Annotated in this window: 19 protein-coding genes; 6 read left to right on the top strand and 13 right to left on the bottom strand. The window is 56.9% G+C overall.

All coding sequences use genetic code 11. From position 1 onward, the window contains the following. Positions 1-5: 5 nt before the first annotated feature. Positions 6-1,355, bottom strand: coding sequence for a siroheme synthase CysG (gene cysG, locus E0L20_RS09335; protein WP_165500706.1), 1,350 nt, complete (start codon positions 1,353-1,355; stop codon positions 6-8). Positions 1,356-1,601: 246 nt separating this feature from the next. Between cysG and E0L20_RS09330 the strand changes: the two genes are divergently transcribed. Further along, complete coding sequence (locus tag E0L20_RS09330) at positions 1,602-2,645, top strand: aminopeptidase (RefSeq protein WP_131633711.1); 1,044 nt, start codon at positions 1,602-1,604, stop codon at positions 2,643-2,645. A gap of 161 nt (positions 2,646-2,806) precedes the next feature. Here the strand turns inward: E0L20_RS09330 and cysH are convergent, their stop codons facing one another. The 3 genes from cysH to cysJ are packed head-to-tail and all read right to left on the bottom strand — an operon-like array spanning position 2,807 to position 7,074. Beyond that, positions 2,807-3,541 (bottom strand): phosphoadenosine phosphosulfate reductase, encoded by a 735-nt coding sequence (gene cysH, locus E0L20_RS09325; RefSeq protein WP_063146470.1) that lies wholly within the window; start codon positions 3,539-3,541, stop codon positions 2,807-2,809. Between the two features lie 15 nt (positions 3,542-3,556). Continuing rightward, positions 3,557-5,269: an assimilatory sulfite reductase (NADPH) hemoprotein subunit gene (gene cysI, locus E0L20_RS09320; protein ID WP_131633710.1), complete on the bottom strand. Its 1,713-nt coding sequence runs from the start codon at positions 5,267-5,269 to the stop codon at positions 3,557-3,559. Continuing rightward, complete coding sequence (gene cysJ, locus E0L20_RS09315) at positions 5,269-7,074, bottom strand: NADPH-dependent assimilatory sulfite reductase flavoprotein subunit (RefSeq protein ID WP_131633709.1); 1,806 nt, start codon at positions 7,072-7,074, stop codon at positions 5,269-5,271. The genes cysI and cysJ overlap by 1 nt, the downstream gene beginning before the upstream one ends. 302 nt (positions 7,075-7,376) lie before the next feature. Here cysJ and queD point away from each other — a divergent pair, with 302 nt between their 5' ends. Beyond that, positions 7,377-7,742 carry a 6-carboxytetrahydropterin synthase QueD gene (gene queD / locus E0L20_RS09310; protein WP_165500697.1) on the top strand — a complete coding sequence of 122 codons (366 nt, stop codon included), beginning with the start codon at positions 7,377-7,379 and terminating at the stop codon, positions 7,740-7,742. Here the strand turns inward: queD and E0L20_RS09305 are convergent. Continuing rightward, on the bottom strand, positions 7,727-10,075 hold the full coding sequence (locus tag E0L20_RS09305) for a helix-turn-helix transcriptional regulator (RefSeq protein WP_131633708.1): 2,349 nt from the start codon (positions 10,073-10,075) through the stop codon (positions 7,727-7,729). The two genes, queD and E0L20_RS09305, sit on opposite strands and share 16 nt — an antisense overlap. A 171-nt stretch (positions 10,076-10,246) precedes the next feature. On the opposite strand from E0L20_RS09305, the gene E0L20_RS09300 reads away from it, so the two are divergent. Further along, positions 10,247-11,416: a M20 aminoacylase family protein gene (locus E0L20_RS09300; protein WP_131633707.1), complete on the top strand. Its 1,170-nt coding sequence runs from the start codon at positions 10,247-10,249 to the stop codon at positions 11,414-11,416. 27 nt (positions 11,417-11,443) lie between these two features. Beyond that, on the top strand, positions 11,444-12,841 hold the full coding sequence (locus E0L20_RS09295; RefSeq protein ID WP_131633706.1) for an MFS transporter: 1,398 nt from the start codon (positions 11,444-11,446) through the stop codon (positions 12,839-12,841). Between the two features lie 17 nt (positions 12,842-12,858). Here the strand turns inward: E0L20_RS09295 and queE are convergent, their stop codons facing one another. The 3 genes from queE to E0L20_RS09280 are packed head-to-tail and all read right to left on the bottom strand — an operon-like array spanning position 12,859 to position 15,851. After that, positions 12,859-13,530 (bottom strand): 7-carboxy-7-deazaguanine synthase QueE, encoded by a 672-nt coding sequence (queE, locus tag E0L20_RS09290; RefSeq protein ID WP_131633705.1) that lies wholly within the window; start codon positions 13,528-13,530, stop codon positions 12,859-12,861. A 54-nt stretch (positions 13,531-13,584) separates the two neighbouring features. Next, positions 13,585-14,292 (bottom strand): N-acetylmannosamine-6-phosphate 2-epimerase, encoded by a 708-nt coding sequence (locus E0L20_RS09285; protein WP_131633704.1) that lies wholly within the window; start codon positions 14,290-14,292, stop codon positions 13,585-13,587. Continuing rightward, the gene (locus tag E0L20_RS09280) at positions 14,292-15,851 is read right to left on the bottom strand and encodes a PTS transporter subunit EIIC (RefSeq protein ID WP_131633703.1); all 1,560 of its coding nucleotides are present in this window, start codon (positions 15,849-15,851) and stop codon (positions 14,292-14,294) included. Before E0L20_RS09280 ends, E0L20_RS09285 begins: the two co-directional genes overlap by 1 nt. A gap of 165 nt (positions 15,852-16,016) precedes the next feature. Here E0L20_RS09280 and E0L20_RS09275 point away from each other — a divergent pair, with 165 nt between their 5' ends. Both E0L20_RS09275 and E0L20_RS09270 read left to right on the top strand, forming a co-directional pair. Beyond that, positions 16,017-16,841, top strand: a complete 825-nt coding sequence (locus E0L20_RS09275; protein ID WP_131633702.1) for a MurR/RpiR family transcriptional regulator — start codon at positions 16,017-16,019, stop codon at positions 16,839-16,841. Between the two features lie 356 nt (positions 16,842-17,197). Further along, the gene (locus E0L20_RS09270; protein WP_131633701.1) at positions 17,198-18,307 is read left to right on the top strand and encodes an SDR family oxidoreductase; all 1,110 of its coding nucleotides are present in this window, start codon (positions 17,198-17,200) and stop codon (positions 18,305-18,307) included. A 53-nt stretch (positions 18,308-18,360) separates the two neighbouring features. On the opposite strand, the gene eno is transcribed toward E0L20_RS09270, so the two are convergent. The 5 genes from eno to rlmD all read right to left on the bottom strand — a co-directional run bounded on the left by eno (position 18,361) and on the right by rlmD (position 26,045). Further along, a complete protein-coding gene (gene eno / locus E0L20_RS09265; RefSeq protein WP_131633700.1) occupies positions 18,361-19,659 on the bottom strand; it encodes a phosphopyruvate hydratase in 1,299 nt (432 codons plus the stop codon). An 82-nt stretch (positions 19,660-19,741) separates the two neighbouring features. Then, positions 19,742-21,379, bottom strand: a complete 1,638-nt coding sequence (pyrG, locus tag E0L20_RS09260; RefSeq protein WP_131633699.1) for a glutamine hydrolyzing CTP synthase — start codon at positions 21,377-21,379, stop codon at positions 19,742-19,744. Positions 21,380-21,602: 223 nt separating this feature from the next. Then, positions 21,603-22,394, bottom strand: a complete 792-nt coding sequence (gene mazG / locus E0L20_RS09255) for a nucleoside triphosphate pyrophosphohydrolase (protein WP_131633698.1) — start codon at positions 22,392-22,394, stop codon at positions 21,603-21,605. A 69-nt stretch (positions 22,395-22,463) separates the two neighbouring features. Then, positions 22,464-24,695: a GTP diphosphokinase gene (gene relA / locus E0L20_RS09250; protein WP_131633697.1), complete on the bottom strand. Its 2,232-nt coding sequence runs from the start codon at positions 24,693-24,695 to the stop codon at positions 22,464-22,466. A 51-nt stretch (positions 24,696-24,746) separates the two neighbouring features. Then, on the bottom strand, positions 24,747-26,045 hold the full coding sequence (gene rlmD, locus E0L20_RS09245) for a 23S rRNA (uracil(1939)-C(5))-methyltransferase RlmD (protein WP_131633696.1): 1,299 nt from the start codon (positions 26,043-26,045) through the stop codon (positions 24,747-24,749). Positions 26,046-26,080 lie beyond the last annotated feature (35 nt).

Raw genomic sequence — 26,080 nt, 5'->3', positions numbered from 1 at the left:
GTTCCTTAAGCCAAATTTACGACAGAAGAACCGAAGCCTTCTGTATCGGTTGTGTTCTGAAACCAGGCGAGCGTACCGTGCAGCTGCACCACTTCGCCCACCACGATCAGGGCGGGCATCGGGGCGTCTTTCGCCAGAGTTGCAAGTTCATGAAGCTCGCCGATAGCAACGTGCTGATCGACACGCGTGCCGCGAGAAATGACGGCCACGGGCGTCGTTGCCTCGCGGCCGTGCTGAATAAGCTGTTCGCTGATGTCCGCCGCCTTCATCGTGCCCATGTAAATTGCCAGCGTCTGGCGGCTCTGAGCGAGATGCGACCAGTCGAACGGCGCGCTGTCGGCCTTATAGTGGCCGGTCACAAAGGTCACGCTCTGGGCGTAATCGCGATGGGTCAGCGGAATACCGGCGTAGGCCGTGACCGCAGAGGCCGCCGTAATGCCGGGCACCACCTGGAACGGGACGCCCGCTTCGGCTGCGGCCTGCAGCTCTTCACCGCCGCGGCCAAAGATAAACGGGTCGCCCCCTTTGAGGCGCACCACGGTTTTGCCTGCCTTCGCCGCGTCAATCAGCATCTGATTGGTGTCGTGCTGCGGCACCGAGTGCTCCCCCGCCCGTTTGCCCACGCAGATTTGCTCGGCGTCGCGGCGGATCAGCTCGCGCACGCCGTCGGTGACCAGATGGTCGTAGAAAACGACGTCCGCATCCTGAAGCACCTGCAGGCCGCGCAGGGTCAGCAGCCCGGCATCGCCCGGCCCTGCCCCCACCAGAATGATCTCCCCGCCGCTGCTGCCGGGGTTATCCAGTTCGTCCTGGAGAATTTTCTGCGCTGCGGTTTCATTACCGGCATGCATCAGGCTGGCAAAGCGGCCGCGAAACACGCGCTCCCAGAAGCGACGGCGTTCCGTCACGCTGGTCAGGCGCGTTTTCAGGTGGTTGCGCCAGTAGCTGGCTTTTTCCGCCATGCGCCCGAGGCTGGTCGGCAGCAGCGCTTCGATTTTTTCCCGCAGCACGCGCGCCAGCACCGGCGCGGTACCGCCGGAGGAGATCGCCACCAGCAGCGGCGAGCGGTCAACAATCGACGGGAAAATAAACGAGCACAAAGGCTGGTCGTCAACGACGTTAACCAGACGATAGCGAGCCTGCGCCGCGTCGGAAACCCGGCGGTTCAGCTCGCGGTTTTCGGTTGCGGCAATCACCAGCACCACGCTGTCGATCTGCGACTCATCGAAATCCGCCTCGTCGACTACCCGCACCTGCGCACCGGCACGGTGGAGGAACGCGATTTTGCGATCGGCGATCTCACCCGTGCCTACAACCAGCACCGGCTTCTCTTTTATCGCGGCAAATAAGGGCAGATAGTCCACAAGCAACAACTCACTAACAACGAGGAATAAAGGGACTATAGGGGGCGGCTTAGACCGAATGAAATTACGAATTGGAATGAGTAGTTACTCAATGGAATAACGCCGCGAAAAAGCTAATACCAAAAAGTGCTTAACACGCGAAATTTCGGGCATTTAAGAGCAATTCAAATTGTGTATGGACGATCACAGTTTCATACTAAGCGGGTTATTATTTTGCTCAGTTTTTAAGGACTCACTATGTTTTCCGCAACGCGCCACCGTATTGCTGCCCTGGCGCTCGGCGTTTGCTTTATTCTTCCGGCTCAGGCAAAAAACCAACCTTATGGTGAAATCGCCACTATGCAGGCGCGGCATATTGCCACCGTCTTTCCTGGACGCATGACCGGCACCCCAGCCGAGATGCTTTCCGCCGACTATATTCGCCAGCAGTTTGCGGATATGGGCTATCAGAGCGATATCCGCTCGTTCCACAGCCGCTATATCTATACCTCACGTAATAAAACGAAAAACTGGCATAACGTGACGGGCAGTACGGTCATTGCGGCGCACGAAGGCAAGGCCGATGAGCAGATCATCATTATGGCGCACCTCGATACCTATGCTCCGATGAGCGACGCTGATACCGATAATAATCTCGGTGGACTGACGCTGCAGGGCATGGACGATAACGCAGCGGGTCTGGGCGTTATGCTCGAACTGGCCGAACGTCTGAAGAATATCCCGACGAAGTATGGAATTCGCTTTATTGCCACCAGCGGTGAAGAAGAAGGCACGCTCGGCGCTGAGAATCTCCTTAAGCGCATGAGTACTGAAGAGAAGAAAAATACGCTGCTGGTGATTAATCTTGATAACCTGATCGTCGGCGATAAGCTTTATTTTAACAGCGGGCAGAGTACGCCGAGCAGCGTACGTAAACTGACGCGCGACCGGGCGCTGGCCATCGCGCGCAGCCATGGCGTTTATGCCACCACCAACCCGGGCGGCAATCCGGATTATCCAAAAGGAACCGGCTGCTGCAACGACGGGGAAGTTTTCGATAAAGCGGGCATTCCCGTGCTGTACGTCGAGGCCACGAACTGGGGGCTGGGCAAAAAAGACGGCTACCAGCAGCGCGCCAAATCAAAAGCCTTCCCGGACGGGACAAGCTGGCATGACGTCAGGCTGGATAATCAGCAGCACATTGATAGCGCGCTGCCGCAGCGGATTGAGCACCGCAGTCGGGACGTCGTGAAGGTGATGCTGCCGCTGGTGAAGGAGCTGGCGAAAGCGGGGAAAGCCTGAGGTCTTATTTCCCCTCACCCTAACCCTCTCCCCAAAGGGGAGAGGGGATCGCACGGAGCTGTCTTTTCCCCCTCGCCCCTTTGGGGAGAGGGGATCGCACGGAGCCGTCTTTTCCCCCTCGCCCCTTTGGGGAGAGGGCCGGGGTGAGGGGCAGGAAGGATTTACCCTTCGTGCAGCCCGCACTCGCGCTTCAGCCCAAAGAATCGCGTCTCTTCTTCCGCCATTCCCGGTTCCCATTTGCGCGTGGTGTGGGTATCGCCAACCGACAGATAGCCCTGGTCCCATAGCGGATGGTACTTCAGCCCGTGTTTTTGCAGGTACTGGTACACCGTACGGTTATCCCAGTCGATAATCGGCAGCACCTTGAACACGCCGCGCTGAACCGCCAGCACCGGTAGCGTAGCGCGGCTTCCCGACTGCTCGCGGCGCAGGCCCGCAAACCAGGTCTGCGCATTCAGCTCTTTCAGCGCGCGGTTCATCGGCTCAACTTTGTTGATCTCATTGTATTTCTCAATGCCCTCAACGCCCTGCTCCCACAGCTTGCCGTAGCGCGCCTCCTGCCAGGCCGCACTTTCCGTCGCGCGGTAGACTTTCAGGTTCAGCTTGAGCTTGTCCGTCAGCTCGTCGATAAACTGGTAGGTTTCCGGGAACAGATAGCCGGTATCGGTGAGGATCACCGGAATGTCCGGGCGGATCTGATTCACCAGATGCAGGCTGACCGCCGCCTGAATGCCAAAGCTCGACGAGAGCACGTAGTCTCCGGGCAGGTTTTCCAGCGCCCACGCCACGCGCCCTTCGGCGTCCAGCTTTTCCAGTTGAGCGTTGGTTTCTGCCAGCGCCAGAATGCGTTCGACTTTTGGCAGGTCATTAAGGGCGTTTAGATCGAGTACGGACATAATTACCTCTCGTAGTTACTCCCAGAAATCCCTTGCGGGATCGAGCACCGGGCGAATGATGCCCGCACGCACCGTAAAGTCGCCGAAGCCTTCACCCGCTTCGCGCTCTTTCACCCAGCGCCCGACAAGCTCGTCAACGGAATCGAGAATTTCCGGCTCCGTGATATTTTCGCGATACATACGCGGAATGCGCGTTCCGCTGCGGTTCCCGCCAAGATGGACGTTGTAACGGCCCGGTGCTTTCCCCACCAGACCCAGCTCGGCCAGCATCGCACGGCCGCAGCCGTTCGGGCAGCCGGTCACGCGCATAACAATATGCTCGTCCGGAATACCGTGTTTTTCCAGAATCGCTTCCACTTTATCGGTGAAAGACGGCAGGAAGCGTTCGGCTTCTGCCATTGCCAGCGGGCAGGTCGGGAACGACACGCAGGCCATGGAGTTTTCACGCTGCGGTTTGACCGCATTCATCAACCCATGATCGCGCGCCAGCTTCTCGATCTTCGCCTTCTGGCTCTCCGGCACGCCGGCAATAATGAGATTCTGGTTAGCGGTAATGCGGAACTCGCCTTTGTGGATCTTCGCAATTTCCAGCAGGCCGGTTTTCAGCGGGCGTCCCGGATAATCCAGAATACGGCCGTTTTCGATAAACAGCGTCAGGTGCCATTTGTTGTCGATGCCCTTGACCCAGCCGATGCGATCGCCGCGACCGGTAAATTCGTAAGGGCGGATCGGCTCAAATTTGATGCCCGCGCGACGCTCCACTTCTTCTTTGAACGTCTCGACGCCCACGCGCTCCAGGGTGTATTTGGTTTTCGCATTTTTACGGTCGGTACGGTTGCCCCAGTCGCGCTGGGTAGTCACCACCGCTTCCGCTACGGCCAGCGTGTGCTCCAGCGGCAGGTAGCCGAACTCGCTCGCGGTGCGAGCGTAGGTTTTCTTGTTGCCGTGCTCGATAGAAAGACCGCCGCCCACCAGCAGGTTAAAGCCTACCAGCTTGCCGTTTTCGGCGATCGCCACGAAGTTCATGTCGTTGGCGTGCAGGTCGATATCGTTCTGCGGTGGGATCACCACCGTGGTTTTGAACTTACGCGGCAGATAGGTCTGGCCGAGGATCGGCTCTTCGTCAGTGGTCGCCACTTTCTCCTGATCGAGCCAGATCTCCGCGTAGGCGCGGGTGCGCGGCAGCAGGTGCTCGGAGATCTTCTTCGCCCACTCGTACGCCTCGGCGTGCAGCTCAGACTCGTACGGGTTCGAGGTGCACAGCACGTTACGGTTCATGTCGTTGGCGGTCGCCAGCGCGTCCAGCCCGACCGAGTGCAGCATCTGGTGAACCGGCTTCACGTTCTTCTTCAGAATGCCGTGGAACTGGAAGGTCTGACGGTTGGTCAGACGAATGCTGCCGTAAATCGTGTTGTCATGGGCGAATTTGTCGATCGCCTGCCACTGTTTGGTGGTGATGACCCCGCCCGGCAGGCGGCAGCGCAGCAGCATCGCGTGGCGCGGCTCCAGCTTCTGCTCGGCACGCTCGGCGCGGATATCGCGGTCGTCCTGCTGATACATGCCGTGGAAACGGATCAGCAGGAAGTTATCGCCTTTGAAACCGCCGGTCAGGCCGTCATTTAAATCTTCGGCAATGGTGCCGCGCAGGTAGTTGCTCTCTACCTTCATGCGCTCGGCATCCGTCAGTTTGCCTTCGACCACCAGTGGGCCAGGATGTTTTTCGCTCATTAGTAGACATCTCGCTGATAACGGCGCTCGACGCGCAGCTCACTTAAAAATTCATCCGCCGTTTCGGCATCCATACCGCCGAATTCGGCAATCACGTCCAGCAGTGCCTGCTCAACGTCTTTCGCCATGCGATTGGCGTCGCCGCAGACATAAATGTGGGCACCGTCATTGATCCAGCGCCACAGCTCTGCGCCCTGTTCGCGCAGCTTGTCTTGTACGTAGACTTTTTCTTTTTGATCGCGCGACCAGGCCAGATCGATGCGGGTCAGTACGCCTTCTTTAACATAGCGCTGCCACTCGACCTGGTAGAGGAAATCTTCGGTGAAGTGCGGGTTGCCGAAGAACAGCCAGTTTTTGCCCGGCGCTTCATCCGCGGCGCGCTGCTGCATAAAGGCGCGGAACGGCGCAATGCCGGTGCCAGGGCCAATCATGATGACCGGGGTTTCCGGGTTCGCCGGCAGGCGGAAGTTGTCGTTGTGCTCGATAAAGACGCGCACCTCGCCCTCTTCTTCGACGCGATCCGCCAGGAAGCTTGATGCCCCGCCCGCTCGGGCACGGCCTTCGATGTCGTAACGCACCGCGCCCACGGTGATATGCACTTCGCTTTCCACTTCCGCCTGCGATGAGGCGATGGAGTACAGGCGCGGCGTCAGCGGACGCAGCAGGCCAATCAGCGCATCGGCATCCAGCTGCGCAGGAGAAAAGCGCACCATGTCGACAATTGGCGTGGTCGCCGCGTAATGCTGCAGCTTCGCTTTGTCACCGACCAGCGGCAGCAGGGACTCGCTGCGCGTTAAGGTGGCATAGTTTTCAACGATATTGGCGGTGTTTACCGTCAGCTCGAAATGCCACTGCAGCGCGTCAGAAAGCGGCAGCGTTTTGCCTTCCACGGTGACGGACTCGTCGCCCTTCAGCCACAGCAGCTCGACCAGCTCTTTCACCAGCGCCGGATCGTTCTGATACCAGACGCCCAGGGCGTCGCCAGGCTGATAGCGCAGGCCTGAGTCGCCCAGGTCGATCTCGATATGGCGCACGTCTTTTTCCGAGTCGCGTCCGGTGATTTTCTGATTCACCGACAGGCTCGCCGTCAGCGGCGCCTCTTTGGTATAAGGGCTGGTATGGATTTCATTGACGGTACCTGCGGCGGTGGCGGCAGCCTGTGCTGGCGTCTCTTTCGGCACGCGGGCTTTCAGCACCTCAACGATGCGCGCGCGCCACTCGGCGGCTGCGGGCTGATATTCCACATCCGCATCCACGCGGTCCAGCAGGCGTTCACCGCCCAGCTCCGCCAGCTTGCTGTCAAAGTCTTTACCGGACTGGCAGAAAAACTCATACGAGGTATCGCCCAGGCCGAACACGGCAAAAGCGGTACCGTCCAGTTTGGGGGCTTTTTTCGAGAACAGGAACTTGCGCAGCGCCACCGCTTCTTCAGCGGGTTCACCTTCACCCTGCGTTGAGGCCACAACCACCAGCAGTTTTTCTGACGCGATTTGTTTGAATTTATAGTCCCCGGCGTTCACCAGGTTCACGTTCAGTTTAGCGGCGAGCAAATCATCACGCAGCGCTTCTGCCACGCGGCGGGCGTTGCCGGTTTGCGAGGCGGAGATGAGCGTTATGACAGGAATGTCAACCGCTGCGGCGGGCGCTGCGGCGACAGCACCAGGCTGCTGGTTGAGCATTCCCCAGAAGTAGCCGGAAACCCAGGCAAGCTGGGTAGGTGAAAAATCCGTGGTGGCAGCCTGAAGGCGCGCCAGCTGCTCCGGGTTCAGGGGAAGCAAATTTGAAGGTGGGGCCTGTGTTGTCATGCGTCGTTATGTTCCAGTAGCAAAGCGGAATTTATGCAAAAAGACCAAACTAGAGATAAGGTTAACGGCGAGGATAATAACAATTAAAGAAGGGATGGAAATAATAAATAACCAAATGGACTAACCTGTTTTAGCTATCGTTCTTAACGATAAAAACGATTAATCAATCCTTTGATATATAAAGCAAAAAAGCATTCATGCATCCCGTATATCCGCCTTATGCTTTCAGAGCCGTTTTAGTTAATGCTAAAAATTGTGCTTTCCGGTACTATGCGGCGGTTTTTTCCGCATTACTGAGAGCTATGATGTCCACCACACTGTTTAAAGATTTCACCTTCGAAGCCGCCCACCACCTTCCGCATGTGCCTGAAGGGCATAAATGTGGCCGCCTGCACGGGCACTCGTTTATGGTGCGCCTTGAAATCACCGGTGAAGTCGATCCGCATACCGGTTGGATCATGGATTTTGCCGAGCTGAAGGCCGCGTTTAAGCCAACCTACGATCGTCTGGATCACTACTACCTGAATGACATTCCGGGCCTTGAAAATCCGACCAGTGAAGTGCTGGCAAAATGGATCTGGGATCAGATGAAGCCGCTGGTGCCGCTGCTGAGCGCGGTGATGATCAAAGAAACCTGCACCGCAGGCTGCATCTATCGCGGGGAGTGATCCCCTTCTTCCTCGCGCGCGTCTAGCGGCGTGAACTCATAGAGTACGAGCGCGTTACTCTCCAGCGATTCCGTGATTTGCCAGCCGTCATAAAGCCGTTCATCGCGTACGGAAAGCGTTGGACGCGCTTTATGCGCAATCCAGCGTAACATCTCCTCGTCAGGCCCGCTTTCACTGTGTACCCCTTCCAGCAGCGGGTAGAGCGCACCGTTGTGACGATCGAAAAGATGGCACTTAATGCGCCAGCTGCCGCGCATTCCCCGCAGCTCAAGATGATACTGCTGACGAAAGCGCTGGATGAAGGCCTCCTCGCTGGAGAGCAGCGGATTAAAAACCACCACGTTACGCAGCAGCAGCTGATAGCGCCCCTGATGGCGAAGCAGCAGGACGCTCTTGTCGTTGACAAGCACTTCTCCCCGCAGGCGCTGCCACAGCCATAGCACCCAGTAGATAGGCCGGGGAAGGCCGTGGTTATACTGAAGCGCAAGGCTCGATGTATCCAGGGTGTTGTTCGCCCTGGCCTCACCCTGCAAGCCTGAATTTAGCCAGAATCCCGCCAGCCAGACCTGTTCTGAAAGCCCGAGCAGATTTTGCATCAGCAACGCGCCGCGAAAAAACCAGCCGTTGGTCGCCCGCGTGTTCCCGGTAAGGGTATTCCACGAGAGTAACCATACCGGCAGCGCGCGCTGCCGCTGGCGAAGGGCGGCGAGGATTTGGCGGATCTTCAGCACGGGATAATTTTCTGACGAGGAGAGATGCGCCGGCCCCAGCTGCGCCAGATCGAGCAGCTCGTTGGCATCTGCCGGACAGGCGAGAAAATCGGCCTGGTCCAGTATGCACGAGCGGAATAACGCGTCGCCGATAGGCTCGGTGCCGACCGGTGAAAAACGATGCCATACCCCAAATTTTGCCTGCGGAAGATAGGTCTGAAGCGCCGCCCTCTGCGCTTGCCAGGCGTGCTCCTGGTTCTCCGGGTTTGCCTGAGGAGACCAGTGCATCACGGCGTGCCAGCCTGCGGTGACGTCGGGTGAAAATCGGCTGACCGACAGCTGCAAAAAGCGCGTGAGGAGATCGCATCGGGTGGTGACGCCCGTGTGCAGCAGGATCGTCCAGCCTTTTTTCGCCACCCAAGTGAACAGCTGTTGCAGATTGTACCAGCAGGCGTAGCCCGCAATATGGGGATTATCCCACCCCGTGGCGAACAGACGGCTGCTGAGGAAAGGTTCCGCGATATCAATTCCCTCAATGGGGATCGCCTCGTGTAGCGCCTCCAGATGCTGGCGAACATCTTCACGCAGCAAATCGTCCAGTTCGCGCAGGGTGACAACCAGCCGCGTGTGTCGCATCGCGCCAGAGAGCGGATGAAGCTGCTGCAGATCCAGTATTCGCTCCTGACCGGGAGAGTGGGTTAGCGGAGAAGGTTCCCAGCCGCGGGCCTCAGCGCCGTTGAGCAGGCTGAACAGCGTATCCACCGCAACGGGAAAGCGCTGCTCGCCCGCGCTCGTCCGCAAGCGGTAAGCGTCGGGGCGATGGCGCATGGCCTTACGAAACTCGCCTGGAGACATGCCGTGAGCGTGCCGGAACCGATCGGTCATCATTCGCGTGCTGGCAAACCCGTGCTCCTGCGCAATCTGGTGCAGGGGACGACTGGTGAGGCACAGGGCAGCAGCCGCTTTTTCCAGCCGCAGGGCGGTGATGTACTGCATAAAACTGACCCCGACCTCCTTTCTAAACAGACGGGAGAGCCACGCTTCGGAGACAAATTCACTCTCTGCGATTTCGGCCAGCGTAATGCGGCGGGTGTAGCTGGCGTTAATTCGCTCCAGCACGCGGGTGATGCGCTTGCTTACGTTAGCGTGCTGGTCACGGGGTTTAAGGCGGGCGGGCTGCTGAAAGCGGCCGATCAGCAGCAGCAGGATCTCGCTCAGCCAGCGGTTCGCCTCTAGCCTGTAGCGATGGGGATCGTTGACCAGCGCCACCACAAGAAGCTGACGCAGCAGATGCCGCAGCTCGTCGCACTGCGGCCAGCTCCCGCCAGGCGCCGTGGGTATGACGTAGTCATGGGCGAAAAAGTCAGCGTACAGCTGGGTCAACCAGCGCCCGGAGAGGACGACGCGCAGGGTAACGTTCGCACTCTGGCTGCTGAACCGCCAGCGCTGATGGCGGTTTATCACCGCAAGGCCGTTTGTCGGCACCGTTTCTTGTCCCGCGTGGGTTTCCAGCTCGGCCTGCCCTTCCAGCACCCACAGTATCGTCAGGCCGTCGCCTTCATCCTGCGCGAACAGGCGCACGTCCTCCACGGCCACCGTAAATTCATTTCCACGCTGCTCCATTCGCCACCCCTGCAAAGACAAATAATGACGGGCTGTTTTTTGTCATAACTGAATCGCATGAAAAACAATCAGAAAAAAGGCGTCGAATTACAACAAAAAAGAGCATTTTCAGGCAATACGATCGACATAAACTCGAAACTAACACCGTTTAGCAGGAAAAGGATAACAAAAATGACACATCCAATTGTTGACGCGCTGCGGGGCACCGAGGCTCAGTTCACTGAATTACGCCGCGAATTTCACCGGCACCCTGAAATCGGCTTTGAGGAGCATAAAACCAGCGATCGCGTCGCAACGCTCCTTCATGAATGGGGCTATGAGGTCCACCGTGGAATGGCGAAAACCGGGGTGGTCGGTACGCTGAAAGTGGGTAACGGCAGCAAACGTCTGGGCCTGCGCGCCGATATGGACGCGCTGCCGATGCAGGAAAATAGCGGCAAGGCGTGGAGCAGCACCGTCGAGGGTAAATTCCACGGCTGCGGCCACGATGGCCACACCACCACGCTGCTCTATGCCGCAGAGTATCTGGCGCGCACCCGCAGCTTTAACGGCACGCTACACCTGATTTTTCAGCCCGCGGAAGAGCTGCTGTATGGTGGGCGCGTTATGGTCGAGGATGGCCTGTTTGAGCAATTCCCCTGCGACCATATTTTTGGCCTGCACAATATGCCCTCCCAGCCGCTCGGGAAAATTGGCCTGCGCGATGGCGCCATGATGGCCTCCTCGGACACCGTGCACATTGAAGTCAACGGCGTGGGAGGGCACGGCGCCGTTCCGGAACACACCGTCGATGCCACGCTGGTCGCCTGCCATATCACCATCGCCCTGCAGTCGATTGTGTCGAGGAATATCACGCCGTTCCAGCCGGCCGTCGTGACCGTGGGCAGCATCCAGGCGGGACACGCCCCGAACATCATCAACGACAAGGTATTAATGAAGCTGACCGTGCGCACGCTGGACGAAGCGGTGCGTCAAACCGTCCTGCAGCGTATCCACGACATCGCGGTGGCGCAGGCTGAGAGCTTCAACGCCACGGCCACGATCCGTCACGTGAACGGCAGCCCGGTGCTGAACAATAACCCGCAGGCCAACGAAATGGTGCGCGCCGTGGCGACCGATCTGTTCGGTCAGGATGCCGTCACGTCGGTGAATGCGTTTATGGGGAGCGAGGATTTTGCGTTCATGCTCGAAAAAAATCCTCACGGCTGCTACTTCACTCTGGGAGCCGGGGATGAGCCGGACCGCTGCATGGTGCATAACCCAGGCTACGACTTTAACGACAAGATCCTGTTGACCGGGGCGGCGCTCTGGACCGCGTTAACCGAACACTATCTGCGCTAGCTGGCGCCAACCCCGGAGGGCTGCACGATGAGTACCGTTCCCCTGACAGACACGACCTCCTATGCCGGTAACGATCGGCTGCTGGCCGGTATTGTGATGAGCGTTCTAACGTTCTGGTTATTCGCGCAGTCGGTGATAAACGTTGTGCCGGCAATGAAAAATAGCCTGGCTATCTCCCTGGAAACCCTCACGCTGGCGGTCAGCCTCAGCGCGTTGCTATGCGGCTGTTTTGTCGTTGCCTGCGGGGGCTTTGCCGATAAGTTTGGCCGCGTGCGCATGACGTACATTGGCCTGACGCTGAGCATCATCGGCAGCGCACTGCTTTTCGTCTCGTGGGAACCGGTTCTTTTTCTGCTGGGCAGAGCGATCCAGGGCCTGTCAGCAGCCTGCATCATGCCCGCTACGCTGGCTCTGATTAAAACCTGGTATCAGGGCAGCGCGCGCCAGCGGGCAATCAGCTTTTGGGTCATCGGCTCCTGGGGCGGCAGCGGCCTGAGCTCGTTTGTCGGCGGCGCCATCGCTACCACGCTCGGCTGGCGCTGGATCTTTATTTTTTCCATGCTGGTAGCGGCGGCGGCACTGCTGCTGATTCGCGGTACTCCGGAAAGCCGAAGCGACGGCGCGAGTCGCCACAGGCTGGATATCAGCGGCCTGGTGAGTTTTTTCTGTATGCTGGTGCTGCTGAACCTGTTTATCAGCAAGGGGCACGGCTGGGGCTGGGGCAGCGGCCTGTCGCTGCTTGTGCTGGGTGGCGCAGCGCTGGCGGGGGTTTGCTTTGTGCTTGCGGGGCGACGCAAGGGTGATGCGGCGCTAATTGATTTTGCCCTGTTTAAAAACCGGGCCTACAGCGCCTCGGTCTTCTCTAATTTTTTGCTCAACGGCTGCATTGGCACCATGATGATCGCCAGCATCTGGCTGCAGCAAGGCCACCGTCTGTCGCCGCTGCAAACCGGTATGATGACGCTGGGTTATCTGGTCACCGTGCTTGCGATGATTCGGGTCGGGGAAAAGCTGCTCCAGCGCTACGGGGCGCGGCTGCCTATGATGACCGGGCCGCTGCTCACCGCAACGGGTATCACGCTGATCTCCTGTACGTTTTTAAGCAAGGAGATCTACATTGTCACCGTGTTTCTGAGCAACATTCTATTCGGCCTGGGGCTGGGATGCTATGCCACGCCGTCAACGGATACGGCGGTGATGAACGCGCCGGAAAACAAAGTTGGGGTGGCCTCAGGAGTGTATAAGATGGGCAGTTCGCTGGGCGGGGCCATGGGGATCGCCGTCACCGCTTCGCTGTACGCGCTGCTGCTGCCGCTGGGAATGGCCAGCGCCGCGCAGTATGCGTTACTGTTTAACAGCGCGATTTGTCTCGCGTCGGCGGCAGTAACCTGGGCGTTACTCCCTTCAGCACGGGCCCCGCGATAAGCGGGGCCGCGAAGGGTTCAGGCAATATTCAGGTACTTGTGCGTCTGCATCGACAGCCGCCAGTTGCGGGCGATACAGGTTTCAATGCACAGACGCGTCGCATCGTCTTTCTGGCTGATTGGCTGCAGCGCAATCACACGCTGTTTTTCATCGGTTAACGTTGCCAGCAGCTCATCCAGCGCTTCGATATCCCGCACGCGCCCTACCGGGTGCTTAATCTCATCCGCGCGTTCCAGCGCCTGAGACAATACGTCGTACCCGCCGCGCATATTCACTTTTGGCGAGACCGTCACCCAGGTCGTGTGTGAACAGCGCACCTCATGGGTGCCGCTGGTTTCGATCTGGCAGCTGTAGCCGTTCTTTTCGAGCAGCTCGGTCAGCGGCATCAGGTCGTGGATGCAGGGTTCCCCCCCGGTGATCACCACATGGCGAGCCGTCCAGCCCTGACGACCAATAATGGCCAGCAGATCTTCCGCGCTTCCCGCGCCCCACTTATCGCTCTCTTTGGTTTTCGCCAGAATGCTAAACAGCGACACTTCCCGATCTGCGAGCTTATCCCACGTATGTTTGGTGTCACACCAGGCACAGCCAACCGGGCATCCCTGTAAACGAATAAAAATGGCGGGGACGCCGGTAAAGTAACCCTCGCCTTGCAGGGTCTGGAACATCTCGTTAATCGGGTACTGCATAGTCATCTCAGTTAAGGGGATAAACGATAAGTATCGCAGATCCCCGCCGGATGGTCATGCTCCATCGGTGCTTTGCGCGCCAATCGCCGCCATAAACCGTTCAGTGATTTGCTGTGGTCGGGTGATCGCCCCGCCGACGACGACCGTATGCGCCCCCAGCGCCAGACACCTGGCCGCGCGCTCTGGGGTATCCACGTTGCCTTCGGCCACCACGGGGAGCGTCACGGCAGCCAGCACCGCTTTCAGGAACGCGCAGTCATCCTGCGGAAGTGAACGTCCCGCGGTTTCCGCGGTGTAGCCATATAGCGTGGTCCCGACGCAGTCGAAGCCAAGCCTCTGCGCCGTCACGGCCTCTTCAACGGTGGAAATATCCGCCATTAGCAGCACCGTGGGATAATGCGATCGAATACGCGTGACCAGCGCGTCCAGAGAGTCATCGCCGGGTCGTTCCCGCGCCGTCGCATCAAGCGCAACGATCTCGGGAGAGACGGTCATCAGCTCATCCACCTCTTTCATCGTCGCGGTGATAAACACCTCGCTTGCGGGGTAATCCCGCTTGATGATGCCGATAACGGGCAGAGACACCTGCTGCTTAATGGCTTCGATATCCGCCACGCTGTTGGCGCGAATGCCTGCGGCCCCGCCCTGACGCGCCGCCAGCGCCATCCGCGACATAATAAACGGACTGTGCAGCGGTTCGTTCTCCAGCGCCTGACAGGAGACGACCAGCTTTCCCTTCAGATTATCCAGTACAGTTTTCATTACGATAAGATCTCTTCAACTTCGTTTTTGATGATCGTGACGTGCGGGCCATATATGACCTGGACTCCATTTCCGCGCACGATAACGCCGCGCGCGCCGGTGGCTTTCAGGGCCGCCTCATTCACCCGGCTGCCGTCTTTGACCGTGACGCGAAGGCGCGTGGCGCAGCAGTCCACCTCTTCGAGGTTCTCTTTTCCGCCTAACCCGGCGATTACCGCAGCAGCACGCTCGCTTTGCGCAAGGGTAACTTCGTCAGCCATCGCCTCCTTTTCCCGACCCGGCGTGGCGAAATCAAAGCGGTTAATCAGATAGCGGAAGGTGAAGTAGTAAAGGAAGAACCACGGCACGCCCACCAGCGGGACGAACATCCAGTTCGTTTTAGCCTCGCCCTGCAGAATGCCGAACAGCACGAAGTCAATGAAACCGCCGGAGAAGGTTTGCCCGATGGTGATGTGCAGCATGTGTGCGAGCATAAACGCCAGCCCGTCAAACAGCGCATGAATGACGTACAGCACCGGGGCAATAAACAGGAAGGAGAACTCGATAGGTTCGGTAATCCCGGTCAGGAACGAGGTTAACGCCGCTGAAAGCAGCAGCCCGGCCACGCGCTTTTTGTTCTCCGGCTTTGCGGTGTGGTACATCGCCAGGCAGGCGCCCAGCAGGCCAAACATCATGGTAATGAAGCGCCCGGACATGAAGCGCGACGTGCCTTCGTAAAACTGACGCGTGGTGGGATCGGCCAGTTGGGCGAAGAAAATCCGCTGCGTGCCCTCAACCAGATGACCGTTGACGATCTCGCTCCCGCCGAGCGCGGTGGTCCAGAAAGGAAGATAGAAGATGTGGTGCAAACCGAACGGGCCGAGCATGCGCAAAATGAAGCCGTACAGCAGGGTGCCGAGATAGCCGGTGGCATCCACCAGCCCGCCCAGACCAAAAATCAGTTTCTGGAAATGCGGCCAGACCACCGTCATTGCCGCGCCGATGAATATTGCCGCCAGCGAGCTAATAATGGGTACAAAGCGTGAGCCGCCAAAGAAGCCCAGGAACTGCGGAAGGGCAATCTTATTAAACCGATGATGCAGCATGCAGGTTACGAGGCCAATCACAACGCCGCCAAACACGCCGGTTTCCAGCGTCTGAATGCCCAGCGTCATGCCCTGCCCCACCGCTCCCGGGTTCTCAAGAGCCAGCTTGCCGGTGAGGATCAGCAGCGCGTTGATGGTGGCATTCATCACCAGAAACGCAAGCAATGCCGCCAGGCCTACCGTTCCCTTGTCGCTTTTTGCCAGCCCAACGGCAACCCCAACGGCAAACAGCACCGAGAGGTTCGCAAACACAATTGAACCCGCACTGCTCATGATGGTGAAAATGGCCTGTAGCCAGCCAACGTCCAGGAACGGATAAGCCGCGAGCGTATTGGGATTCGATAGCGCGCCGCCGATCCCCAGCAGCAGACCGGCCGCAGGCAATACGGCGATGGGCAGCATAAAGGATTTGCCGAAGCGCTGCGCTTTTTCAAACCAGCCACCAGAAGAAGCCCCACTGAACATTTGCATCATTTTTTCATCCCCTTATTTAACGATGAAAATTTTTACCACATTAATATTTAATAGTGAAAATTATCATCAAAAACCAGGAGGCCGATCATACTTTTTCGAAATGACTGGCATCTTTCCCCCGCTTTCCGCCACACTAGTCGCAGAGAAACGCACTAAGGATCTAGCATGTCAGACCATGAAAACCTGCTGCTGAAGCTACGCCAGGAGGCTTCCGGGTACAGCCCAACGCAACAAAAGCTGGGGGAGTTTGTTCTCAGCGATCCTGCCCGGGTGCTGTACCTGACGATCACCGAGCTGGCCCGCGAAAGTCACACCAGCGAGGCCAGCGTGACGCGACTTTGTCGGACGCTGGGCTGCAAAGGCTATAACGAATTCAAAATGGCGCTGGCGCTTGATATTCAGCAGGGCCAGCCCGCGCGTCAGGCCGGGGATGAGATTGATACCGTTGTGGATGAGTCGGTGCAGGCTTTGCAGGATACCGCCAGGCTGCTCGACCGGACGCTGCTTGAAGAGGCCGCGCTGGCGCTGCACCGGGCGCAGTCCGTACAAATATACGGCGTAGCGGCCAGCGCGATCCTCGGCGAGTATCTCCACTACAAGTTATTGAGGCTGGGCAAACCCGCGCAGCTGTTTAGCGATATGCACCGTGCGGCAATGAATGCGACAACGCTTTCAAAAGAAACGCTGGTCGTGGCCATCTCCAGCTCCGGCTCAACGCGTGATTTACTCCACGTGGTGAAGCTTGCCCGCAAGCGCGGCGTGAAGGTCCTGGCGCTCAGCAATACGCCCCGCAGTCCCCTGGCATCCCTGAGCGATATGCAGCTGGTTGCCGCCAAGCCGGAAGGCCCTCTTAGCGCCGGGGCGCTTAACGCGAAGGTTGGCGTGATGCTGCTGGTCGAGCTGCTGACCACGTCACTGATTGCTTTGGATGGCCATTACGGCGACGTTAGCCAGCAAACGGCGAGCGCCACGCTGCCGCTGCTGCTCTGAAACCATTCGCAGGCTAAATAAAATAGCCTGCGAGCGATCGGTTTCAGTTTGACTTAAATCCTGTTTGATATATTTCCTCAACAAATGATTGGTGTAACAAATCATTTTATTTATTACATTTAGCATTAAATTAAACGGCGCAAAAACGCAAATAAATCCCTTAAAAATCAATATATAAAAATCAAAACGTCAATAAATTGAATTTTTATCTCACCCGCAATGTCTTATATCTTCCCCTGTGTTTCATTTCTTAAAATAAGCTTAAGGCACCGTTGATTTCGGCCTTTTATTATTTAAATACCGTTTACTTTTGCACGCCTACAATCCGCCTCATCAATCATTATGAGACGGTATCAATGAAGACGTTATTAATTACAGGCGTGACGGGTTTCCTGGGTGGAGCAGTGCTTGAAAAAATCCTGAATGGCACAGAAGGCGTAAAGCTGGTTCTGCTCGCCCGCGCCGTCGACGCGCAAAGTGGGCTGGAACGCGTGAAGGAAAACATGCGCAAGTTTAACGTCCATGAAAGCAGGCTAAACGCGCTGAAAGCCGAGGATGTGCTCATTGGCGATCTCAGCCAGCCAGAAATGTTTCTGAACGATCCGCGTCTGGAGAGCGTAACGCATGTCCTTAACTGCGCGGCCGTCGCATCCTTTGGAAACAATCCGCTTATCTGGAAAGTGAATGTCGAAGGCACGTTAGCGCTGGCTCGCCGTATGGAACAGGTGGCAACCCTGCAGCGCTTCGTGCACGTCGGAACGGCCATGTCCTGCACGCCAGAACAGGATTCGCTGGTAGCGGAAAGCGCCGAATTCAGGGAAAACGCCGAGCACCTGGTGGAATATACCTATTCAAAATCGACCATCGAACAGCTGATGCGTCAACACTGCCCTAACCTGCCGCTCCTCATCGCCCGGCCCTCTATCGTCGTGGGCCATACGCTCCACGGCTGTGCCCCTTCCAGCAGCATCTTCTGGGTCTTTAGCATGGGGCTGATGCTGCAAAAATTCATGTGCTCGATGGAAGACAGGATTGATGTCGTCCCGGTGGACTACTGCGCCGATGCGCTGCTCATGCTGCTCTACAGCGATGCCCGCCCGGGAGAAGTTGTGCATATTTCAGCGGGTGAAGAGAATAGCGTTCGCTTCGCAGACATTGATAATGCAATGGCGCAGGCGCTGGAGAAAGCGCCGGTCGGGGATAAGTATGCGCAGGTAAGCTACGAAACGCTGGTCAGAATGCGCCGCGAGCTCAAAAATATTTTTGGTCCGTGTAACGAACGTCTGATGCTGAAAGCCATGCGTTTATACGGGGCTTTTGCCACGCTGAACGTGCGCTTCAGCAATGATAAGCTGCTCAGTATGGGGATGCCAAAACCCCCACGCTTCACGGACTACATCGCCCGCTGCGTGCAAACGACCCAGGGGCTGACCATCCCGGAGCAAATGGCGGTCGATTTTAAATAGGCAAAAAAAATGCCAGTCATTCGACTGGCATTTTCATTTTAAGGCTTAGGCGATTATGCCTGGCCTTTGATCTCTTTACGACCGTTGTATGGTGCTTTTTCGCCCAGAGCTTCTTCAATACGAATCAGCTGGTTGTATTTAGCAACACGGTCAGAACGGCTCATAGAACCAGTTTTGATCTGGCCTGCAGCGGTACCCACAGCCAGGTCGGCAATGGTCGCGTCTTCAGTTTCGCCAGAACGGTGAGAGATAACAGCGGTGTAGCCAGCGTCTTTCGCCATTTTGATCGCAGCCAGAGTTTCGGTCAGAGAACCGATCTGGTTGAATTTGATCAGGATGGAGTTAACGATGCCTTTCTCGATGCCTTCTTTCAGGATCTTGGTGTTGGTTACGAACAGATCGTCACCAACCAGCTGGATTTTGTCGCCCAGTACTTTGGTCTGGTATGCGAAACCGTCCCAGTCAGACTCGTCCAGACCGTCTTCGATAGAAACGATTGGGTACTGTTTGGTCAGGTCTTCCAGGAAGTGAGTGAACTCTTCGGAGGTGAACGCTTTGTTGCCTTCGCCAGCCAGAACGTATTTACCGTCTTTGTAGAATTCAGATGCTGCACAGTCCATCGCCAGGGTGATGTCTTTGCCAAGCTCGTAGCCAGCAGCTTTTACGGCTTCTGCGATGACTGCCAGTGCTTCTGCGTTAGAGCCCAGGTTTGGCGCGTAGCCACCTTCGTCACCAACAGCAGTGTTCATACCTTTAGCTTTCAGAACTTTAGCCAGGTTGTGGAACACTTCAGAACCCATACGCACGGCTTCTTTCAGGGATTTCGCGCCAACTGGCTGAATCATGAATTCCTGAATATCAACGTTGTTATCCGCGTGCTCACCACCGTTGATGATGTTCATCATTGGTACAGGCATGGAGTATTTGCCTGGGGTGCCGTTCAGTTCAGCGATGTGCTCGAACAGTGGCTGGCCTTTAGCTGCCGCAGCTGCTTTGGCGTTTGCCAGAGAAACAGCCAGGATTGCGTTCGCACCGAAGTTAGATTTGTTTTCAGTACCGTCCAGATCGATCATGATCTTGTCGATGCCAGCCTGGTCTTTGGCGTCTTTGCCAAGGATTGCCTGAGCAATAGGACCGTTCACAGCGCCAACAGCTTTCAGTACGCCTTTGCCCAGGAAGCGGGATTTGTCGCCATCGCGCAGTTCCAGCGCTTCGCGGGAACCAGTAGAAGCACCTGATGGAGCAGCTGCCATACCGACGAAACCACCTTCCAGATGAACTTCGGCTTCAACGGTCGGGTTACCACGGGAGTCGATGATTTCACGACCGATGACTTTAACGATTTTGGACATTAGATTTTCCTCAGTACAAGTTAAACTAAAACTCCAGACAAACAACGCGTACCCAAGGTACGCGTTGCCGTTCTAACTTTTTTTACTTCGCCTGACGCTTCTGGTAGTCGCTGGCGGCCTTCACAAAGCCTGCAAACAGCGGATGCCCATCACGCGGCGTTGAAGTAAATTCCGGGTGGAATTGGCAGGCAACGAACCACGGATGGTTTGGCACCTCAATGATCTCGACTAACTGATCGTCCCCGGAGCGGCCCGCAACACGCAGACCCGCAGCTTCAATTTGTTTCAACAACATGTTGTTGACTTCATAGCGGTGACGATGGCGTTCGGTGATGGTTGTTTCGCCATACAGCTTACGCACCACGCTATCGTCAGACAGCTGGCAGGCCTGTGCGCCAAGACGCATCGTGCCACCCAGGTCGCTCTTCTCGGTACGGACTTCGACGTTACCGTCTTCATCGCGCCATTCAGTAATAAGCGCCACTACAGGGTACTTACAGTCTGGCACAAATTCCGTAGAGTTCGCGTTTTCCATGCCCGCTACGTTGCGCGCGAATTCGATCAGCGCAACCTGCATACCCAGGCAGATGCCGAGGTATGGAATATTGTTTTCACGCGCATAGCGTGCGGTGGCGATCTTGCCTTCTACACCGCGGTAGCCGAAGCCGCCAGGGATAAGAATAGCATCCAGATCTTTCAGAATTTCAACGCCGCGCGTTTCAACATCCTGCGAATCAATCAGCTTGATGTTAACGGAGACGCGGTTCTTCAGACCACCGTGTTTCAGCGCTTCAATGACTGACTTATAGGCATCCGGCAGTTCAATGTACTTACCGACCATACCGATAGTCACTTCGCCGCCCGGATTGGCTTCTTCGTAAATAACCTGTTCCCATTCAGACAGGTTAGCTTCCGGACAGTTCAAGCTGAATCGTTTACAAATATAATCGTCCAGGCCCTGTGATTTCAACAGGCCCGGGATTTTATAAATTGAATCGACATCTTTCATTGAAATAACGGCTTTTTCCGGCACGTTACAGAACAATGCAATTTTCGCACGCTCGTTCGCTGGAATAGCGCGATCGGAACGGCAAACCAGGATGTCAGGCTGAATACCGATGGAGAGCAGCTCTTTAACAGAGTGCTGGGTCGGTTTGGTTTTCACTTCACCTGCAGCAGCCATGTACGGCACCAGCGTCAGGTGCATGAACAGCGCGTGCTCACGACCAATGTCTACCGCCAGCTGGCGAATCGCTTCGAGGAACGGCAGGGATTCGATATCACCCACGGTACCGCCGATTTCAACCAGCACAACGTCATGGCCTTCGCCACCGGCAAGGACACGCTCTTTGATCGCGTTAGTGATGTGCGGGATCACCTGTACGGTTGCGCCCAGGTAGTCGCCGCGGCGCTCTTTACGCAGTACGTCAGAGTAGATACGGCCAGTCGTAAAGTTATTACGACGGGTCATTTTGGTACGGATGAAACGCTCGTAGTGGCCAAGATCCAGATCGGTTTCAGCGCCGTCTTCAGTAACGAACACTTCCCCGTGTTGGGTTGGGCTCATGGTGCCGGGATCGACGTTGATGTACGGATCCAGTTTCATCATGGTCACATTGAGGCCACGGGCTTCAAGAATGGCTGCGAGGGAGGCTGCGGCAATGCCTTTACCCAGAGAGGATACGACCCCGCCGGTCACAAAAATATAGTTCGTTGTCATGCTGAACCTGAGAAGTTAGGGTGAAACGATGGAATAACCAGGACGGGAAAGTAGTATACCCGAACACGGCGAGCGCCACAAACTTTCATTCTCCGTCTCCATTCCAGGCCATGACAAACATAAGGAGTGAGAAAATAGCCCCTTTTGGGTAAATGTTTTTGACGCAAATCAAGCGCTTGTCATTTAAAAAATCACACAAATTGCGCTTGCTCGCAAAATTCCGTTAGAGATCATATTCCTGCCGTTTTACTTCCTGCCAGACTTCTTCCATAGCCTCGAGGTCAATTCCGGTCATTTCCAGGCCGCGCGAGGCCACAATCCGCTCAACTTCACGGAAGCGGCGTTCAAATTTGAGGTTCGCTTTTTGCAGCGCGGTTTCCGCTTTTACACCCAAATGGCGCGAAAGATTGACGGTGGCGAACAGCAGGTCGCCCATCTCCTCCTCCAGCTTTGCTTCATCCACGACGGCCTGCTGCGCTTCATGCATGACTTCGTCAATCTCTTCATGCACTTTATCCAGCACCGGGCCGAGGGAGTGCCAGTCAAAGCCAACGGCAGAGCAGCGTTTCTGAATTTTATGCGCGCGCATCAGTGCAGGCAGGCTTAGCGGAATGTCATCCAGCGCGGAGTGCTGGGATTTTTCGGCGCGCTCGGCGCTCTTGATTTGCTCCCAGCGGGTCAATACCTCGGCGCTGGTGCCTGCGGCGGCATCGCCAAAGATGTGCGGGTGGCGACGCTCCAGCTTGTCGCTGATGGCGGCACAGATATCGTCAAAGTTAAAACGCCCCTCTTCCTGCGCCATCTGCGCATAGAACACCACCTGGAAAAGCAGATCGCCCAGCTCGCCGCGCAGGTCGTCGAAATCTTCGCGTGAAATGGCGTCCAGCACTTCGTAGGTCTCTTCAAGCGTATAGGGTGCGATGGTGGCGAAGGTTTGCTCTTTGTCCCACGGGCAGCCGTTTTCCGGGTCGCGGAGGTGCTTCATGATGCCGAGCAGGCGGTCGATTTGAGTCATGGTTCTGTCCTGATAAAAAAATGCCGGGTGGCGGCTTGCGCCTTACCCGGCCTACAAAGGAGGAAAATTTTATCCGCCGTGCAGACGACGCGCGTCAATCACATCCGGCACCTGGTTCAGCTTGCCGAGCACGCGGCCCAGCACCTGCAGGTTGTAGATTTCGATGGTCATATCGATGGTGGCAAGCTGTTCGCGGGTGTCGCTGCGGCTGGCAACGCCCAGCACGTTAACCTTCTCGTTGGCGAGAATGGTCGTGATGTCGCGCAGCAGACCGCTGCGGTCGTTGGCAGTGACGCGCACCACCAGCGAGTAGCCCGCAGAGTAGCTCTCGCCCCAGACGGCTTCCACGATGCGCTCTGGCGCGTGAGACTGAAGCTCGGCGAGCTGGTCGCAGTCGGAACGGTGGATCGAAATCCCGCGCCCCTGAGTGATAAAGCCGACAATGTCGTCGCCCGGGATAGGCTGGCAGCAGCGCGCAATGTGGTGCATTAAATTGCCTACCCCTTCCACAACCACGCGGCCATTGTCTTTACTGCGCTGCTGGGGAGCATAGGTTTTCTGCTGCAGCTGCTTCAGCGCCGCCGCGTCCTGCTCCGCCGCGCTCGGCTTGTTGAACTGCGCCTGCAGGAAATTCACCATCTGGTTGAGGCGAATATCACCGCCGCCAATCGCCGCCAGCAGCTCATCAAGCTCGTTGAAGTTGTAGCGCGGCAGCAGGAACTTCTCTGCTTCTTTCAGGCTTATGCCGATATGCTCCAGCTCGTCGTCCAGGATCTGGCGTCCGGCAAGGATGTTTTTGTCACGATCCTGCTTGCGGAACCAAGCGTGAATTTTAGAACGTCCGCGGCTGGTGGTAACGTAGCCCAGATTCGGGTTAAGCCAGTCGCGGCTTGGGTTCGGCTGCTTCTGGGTGATGATTTCAATCTGGTCGCCCATCTGCAGCTGATAGGTGAACGGCACGATGCGCCCGCTAATTTTCGCGCCGATGCAGCGGTGTCCCACGTCGCTGTGGATGTGGTAAGCAAAGTCGAGGGGCGTGGAGCCGGCCGGCAGGTCGACAACGTCGCCTTTCGGCGTAAAGACATACACCCGGTCATCGAACACCTGGCTGCGCACTTCGTCGAGCATTTCGCCGGAATCGGCCATCTCTTCCTGCCACGCAATCAGCTTGCGCAGCCAGGCAATGCGGTCTTCATGACCGGAGCGTACCCCGCCCGAAGTGCCTTCTTTGTATTTCCAGTGCGCGGCGACGCCCAGCTCGGCGTCTTCGTGCATCTGTTTGGTACGGATCTGAATCTCAACCGTTTTGCCGCCGGGCCCCAGCACCACGGTATGAATAGACTGGTAGCCGTTCGGTTTCGGGTTCGCAACATAATCATCGAACTCATCCGGCAGATGACGGAAGTGAGTATGCACTATCCCCAGCGCGGCATAGCAGTCCTGCAGGCGCTCCGCAACGATACGCACGGCACGCACGTCGAACAGCTCGTCAAACGCGAGATGTTTCTTCTGCATTTTGCGCCAGATGCTGTAGATGTGTTTTGGCCGACCGTATACCTCGGCGCGCACGTTTTCTTCTTTCATCGACTGGCGCAGCCCGCCGACGAACTCGTCGATGTAGTGTTCGCGATCGATACGGCGCTCGTGCAGGAGCTTGGCGATACGCTTATATTCCGCAGGGTGCAGATAGCGGAAGCAGTAATCTTCCAGCTCCCATTTCAGCTGACCGATGCCTAAGCGGTTCGCCAGCGGCGCATAGATGTTTGTACACTCTTTGGCGGCCAGGACGCGTTCGTCTTCCGGCGCATCTTTGACTTCGCGCAGGTGCGCAACGCGCTCGGCAAGCTTGATGACCACGCAGCGGAAGTCATCCACCATCGCCAGCAGCATCCGGCGAACGTTATCAACCTGTTCGGAGGAGACGGAATCGGTTTGAGCGGCTTTAAGCTGGCGGATGGCGGCCATATCGCGCACGCCGTGAATGAGCGAGACGACGGGTTTACCCACGCTTTCTACCAGCACATCTTCGGTAACAACGTTAGCGTCGGCAAGCGGGAACAGAAGTGCCGCCTGCAGCGTTTCGATATCCATGTTGAGCATGGATAAAATTTCGACCATTTCGATGCCGCGCCACAGCAGCAGCTCGGCATCCGGATGTCCCTGCGTGGTGCGCAGACAGTAGGCCCAGGTTTCGGTTAAGCGTTCACACGACTGCTGGCTGGAAATCCCCAGACTTACGATCCATTTTTGTGGGTCAAACTCACCAGCTTTATTAAGATGTGCACTTCTTACCGCAACCATCGTCCTCTCCTTTAGGGACCAGGGCCTGTCGAAGTCGACAAGCCAAACAAATTAGATGTGCTCGAACAACACCATCGATTCCAGATGCCCAGTGTGCGGGAACATGTCCAGCATTGCCAGACGCTGAATCTGGTAACCCGCGCTGACTAACGCCTCGCTGTCTCGGGCAAGCGTTGCCGGGTTACAGGAAACATAGACCACGCGCGTCGGCGCGAGTTTAATTATATGCTGCATTACGCCGGGTGCGCCTGCACGCGCAGGGTCGAGAAGTATTTTATCGAAGCCCTGTTTTGCCCACGGCTGTTGAGTAACATCTTCCTCAAGGTTTTGATGAAAAAATGTCACATTGTGCAAGCCGTTCTGTAGAGCATTTTCCTGCCCTTTTGCCACCAGCGCCTCGACGCCTTCTACGCCCACCACGCTGGCCGCTTTCTGCGCCAGAGGGAGGGTGAAATTCCCCATTCCGCAAAAGAGATCGAGCACCCGATCGTCTGGCTGAACATCCAGCCACGCCAGCGCTTTTTCAATCATCTGCTGATTTACGCCGTCGTTCACCTGAATGAAGTCCCGCGGGCTGAACGTTAAGCGTAGCCCGTTTGACGCATACCAGGGAGCTTCTCCCGTTACCTGCTCAAGTATCTCGCTTTGGGGCGCGAGGAAAAGAGCCAGCTCGTGAGAATGCGAAAAGCGTTCCAGTTTTTCGCGGTCTTTTGTCGACAGCGGTGCAGTATGACGCAGCACCATCAGCGGACCATTGTTTGCCAGCACCAGTTCGACGTGCCCCAGGTGGCGTAATCCCTCCAACCCCGACAGGCAGGCGCGCACTTCCGGGAGCAATGCCTCAAGCTGGGGCACCAGAATGGGGCACTGCTTGATATCGACAATATCGCTGGACCCGGACTTGCGAAATCCCATTTCAAGCCGGGCCGCTTTTGGCTGGTAGCTGAGGCTCAACCGCGCGCGGCGACGATAGCCCCAGGGCTTATCGGCAATAACGTCATTAACCTCATGCTTAAGCAGGCGAGACAGCGCGCTGCTTTTGCTTTTTTGCTGTAAAAGTGGACTGGCATGTTGTTGCTGGCAGCCGCCGCAGACGCCAAAATGCGGGCACTGCGGCACTACGCGTTCAGGGCTATCGCTAAGACGACGCTTAACCTGGCCGCGTGCGTACTGGCGCTTATCGTCCGTCAGCGTAATTTCTGCGCGTTCCGTTGGCAGCAAACCTGTGATAAACAATGCTTTACCATTGTGACGCGCCACCCCCTGACCGAAAGGGTCGAGGTCCGTGGCTTCAACAGTTATGATCTGACGCGTCGTAACGCGTCGCTTTGCAGAGTAGAATTGCGCCATTGCTGAGATTGTTCTCAAATAAACATAATTATCCT

This window comes from Enterobacter wuhouensis (genome assembly GCF_004331265.1).
Taxonomy (GTDB): Bacteria; Pseudomonadota; Gammaproteobacteria; order Enterobacterales; family Enterobacteriaceae; genus Enterobacter; species Enterobacter wuhouensis.
This window is presented reverse-complemented; position numbering and strand designations above follow the sequence as displayed.

Excerpts from the sequence above, each read along its gene's own strand:
- E0L20_RS09330 (WP_131633711.1), top strand. The coding sequence starts at position 1,602 with ATGTTTTCCGCAACGCGCCACCGTATTGCTGCCCTGGCGCTCGGCGTT.
- cysH (WP_063146470.1), bottom strand. The coding sequence starts at position 3,541 with ATGTCCGTACTCGATCTAAACGCCCTTAATGACCTGCCAAAAGTCGAA.
- cysI (WP_131633710.1), bottom strand. The coding sequence starts at position 5,269 with ATGAGCGAAAAACATCCTGGCCCACTGGTGGTCGAAGGCAAACTGACG.
- cysJ (WP_131633709.1), bottom strand. The coding sequence starts at position 7,074 with ATGACAACACAGGCCCCACCTTCAAATTTGCTTCCCCTGAACCCGGAG.
- queD (WP_165500697.1), top strand. The coding sequence starts at position 7,377 with ATGATGTCCACCACACTGTTTAAAGATTTCACCTTCGAAGCCGCCCAC.
- E0L20_RS09305 (WP_131633708.1), bottom strand. The coding sequence starts at position 10,075 with ATGGAGCAGCGTGGAAATGAATTTACGGTGGCCGTGGAGGACGTGCGC.
- E0L20_RS09300 (WP_131633707.1), top strand. The coding sequence starts at position 10,247 with ATGACACATCCAATTGTTGACGCGCTGCGGGGCACCGAGGCTCAGTTC.
- E0L20_RS09295 (WP_131633706.1), top strand. The coding sequence starts at position 11,444 with ATGAGTACCGTTCCCCTGACAGACACGACCTCCTATGCCGGTAACGAT.
- queE (WP_131633705.1), bottom strand. The coding sequence starts at position 13,530 with ATGCAGTACCCGATTAACGAGATGTTCCAGACCCTGCAAGGCGAGGGT.
- E0L20_RS09285 (WP_131633704.1), bottom strand. The coding sequence starts at position 14,292 with ATGAAAACTGTACTGGATAATCTGAAGGGAAAGCTGGTCGTCTCCTGT.
- E0L20_RS09280 (WP_131633703.1), bottom strand. The coding sequence starts at position 15,851 with ATGATGCAAATGTTCAGTGGGGCTTCTTCTGGTGGCTGGTTTGAAAAA.
- E0L20_RS09275 (WP_131633702.1), top strand. The coding sequence starts at position 16,017 with ATGTCAGACCATGAAAACCTGCTGCTGAAGCTACGCCAGGAGGCTTCC.
- E0L20_RS09270 (WP_131633701.1), top strand. The coding sequence starts at position 17,198 with ATGAAGACGTTATTAATTACAGGCGTGACGGGTTTCCTGGGTGGAGCA.
- eno (WP_131633700.1), bottom strand. The coding sequence starts at position 19,659 with ATGTCCAAAATCGTTAAAGTCATCGGTCGTGAAATCATCGACTCCCGT.
- pyrG (WP_131633699.1), bottom strand. The coding sequence starts at position 21,379 with ATGACAACGAACTATATTTTTGTGACCGGCGGGGTCGTATCCTCTCTG.
- mazG (WP_131633698.1), bottom strand. The coding sequence starts at position 22,394 with ATGACTCAAATCGACCGCCTGCTCGGCATCATGAAGCACCTCCGCGAC.
- relA (WP_131633697.1), bottom strand. The coding sequence starts at position 24,695 with ATGGTTGCGGTAAGAAGTGCACATCTTAATAAAGCTGGTGAGTTTGAC.
- rlmD (WP_131633696.1), bottom strand. The coding sequence starts at position 26,045 with ATGGCGCAATTCTACTCTGCAAAGCGACGCGTTACGACGCGTCAGATC.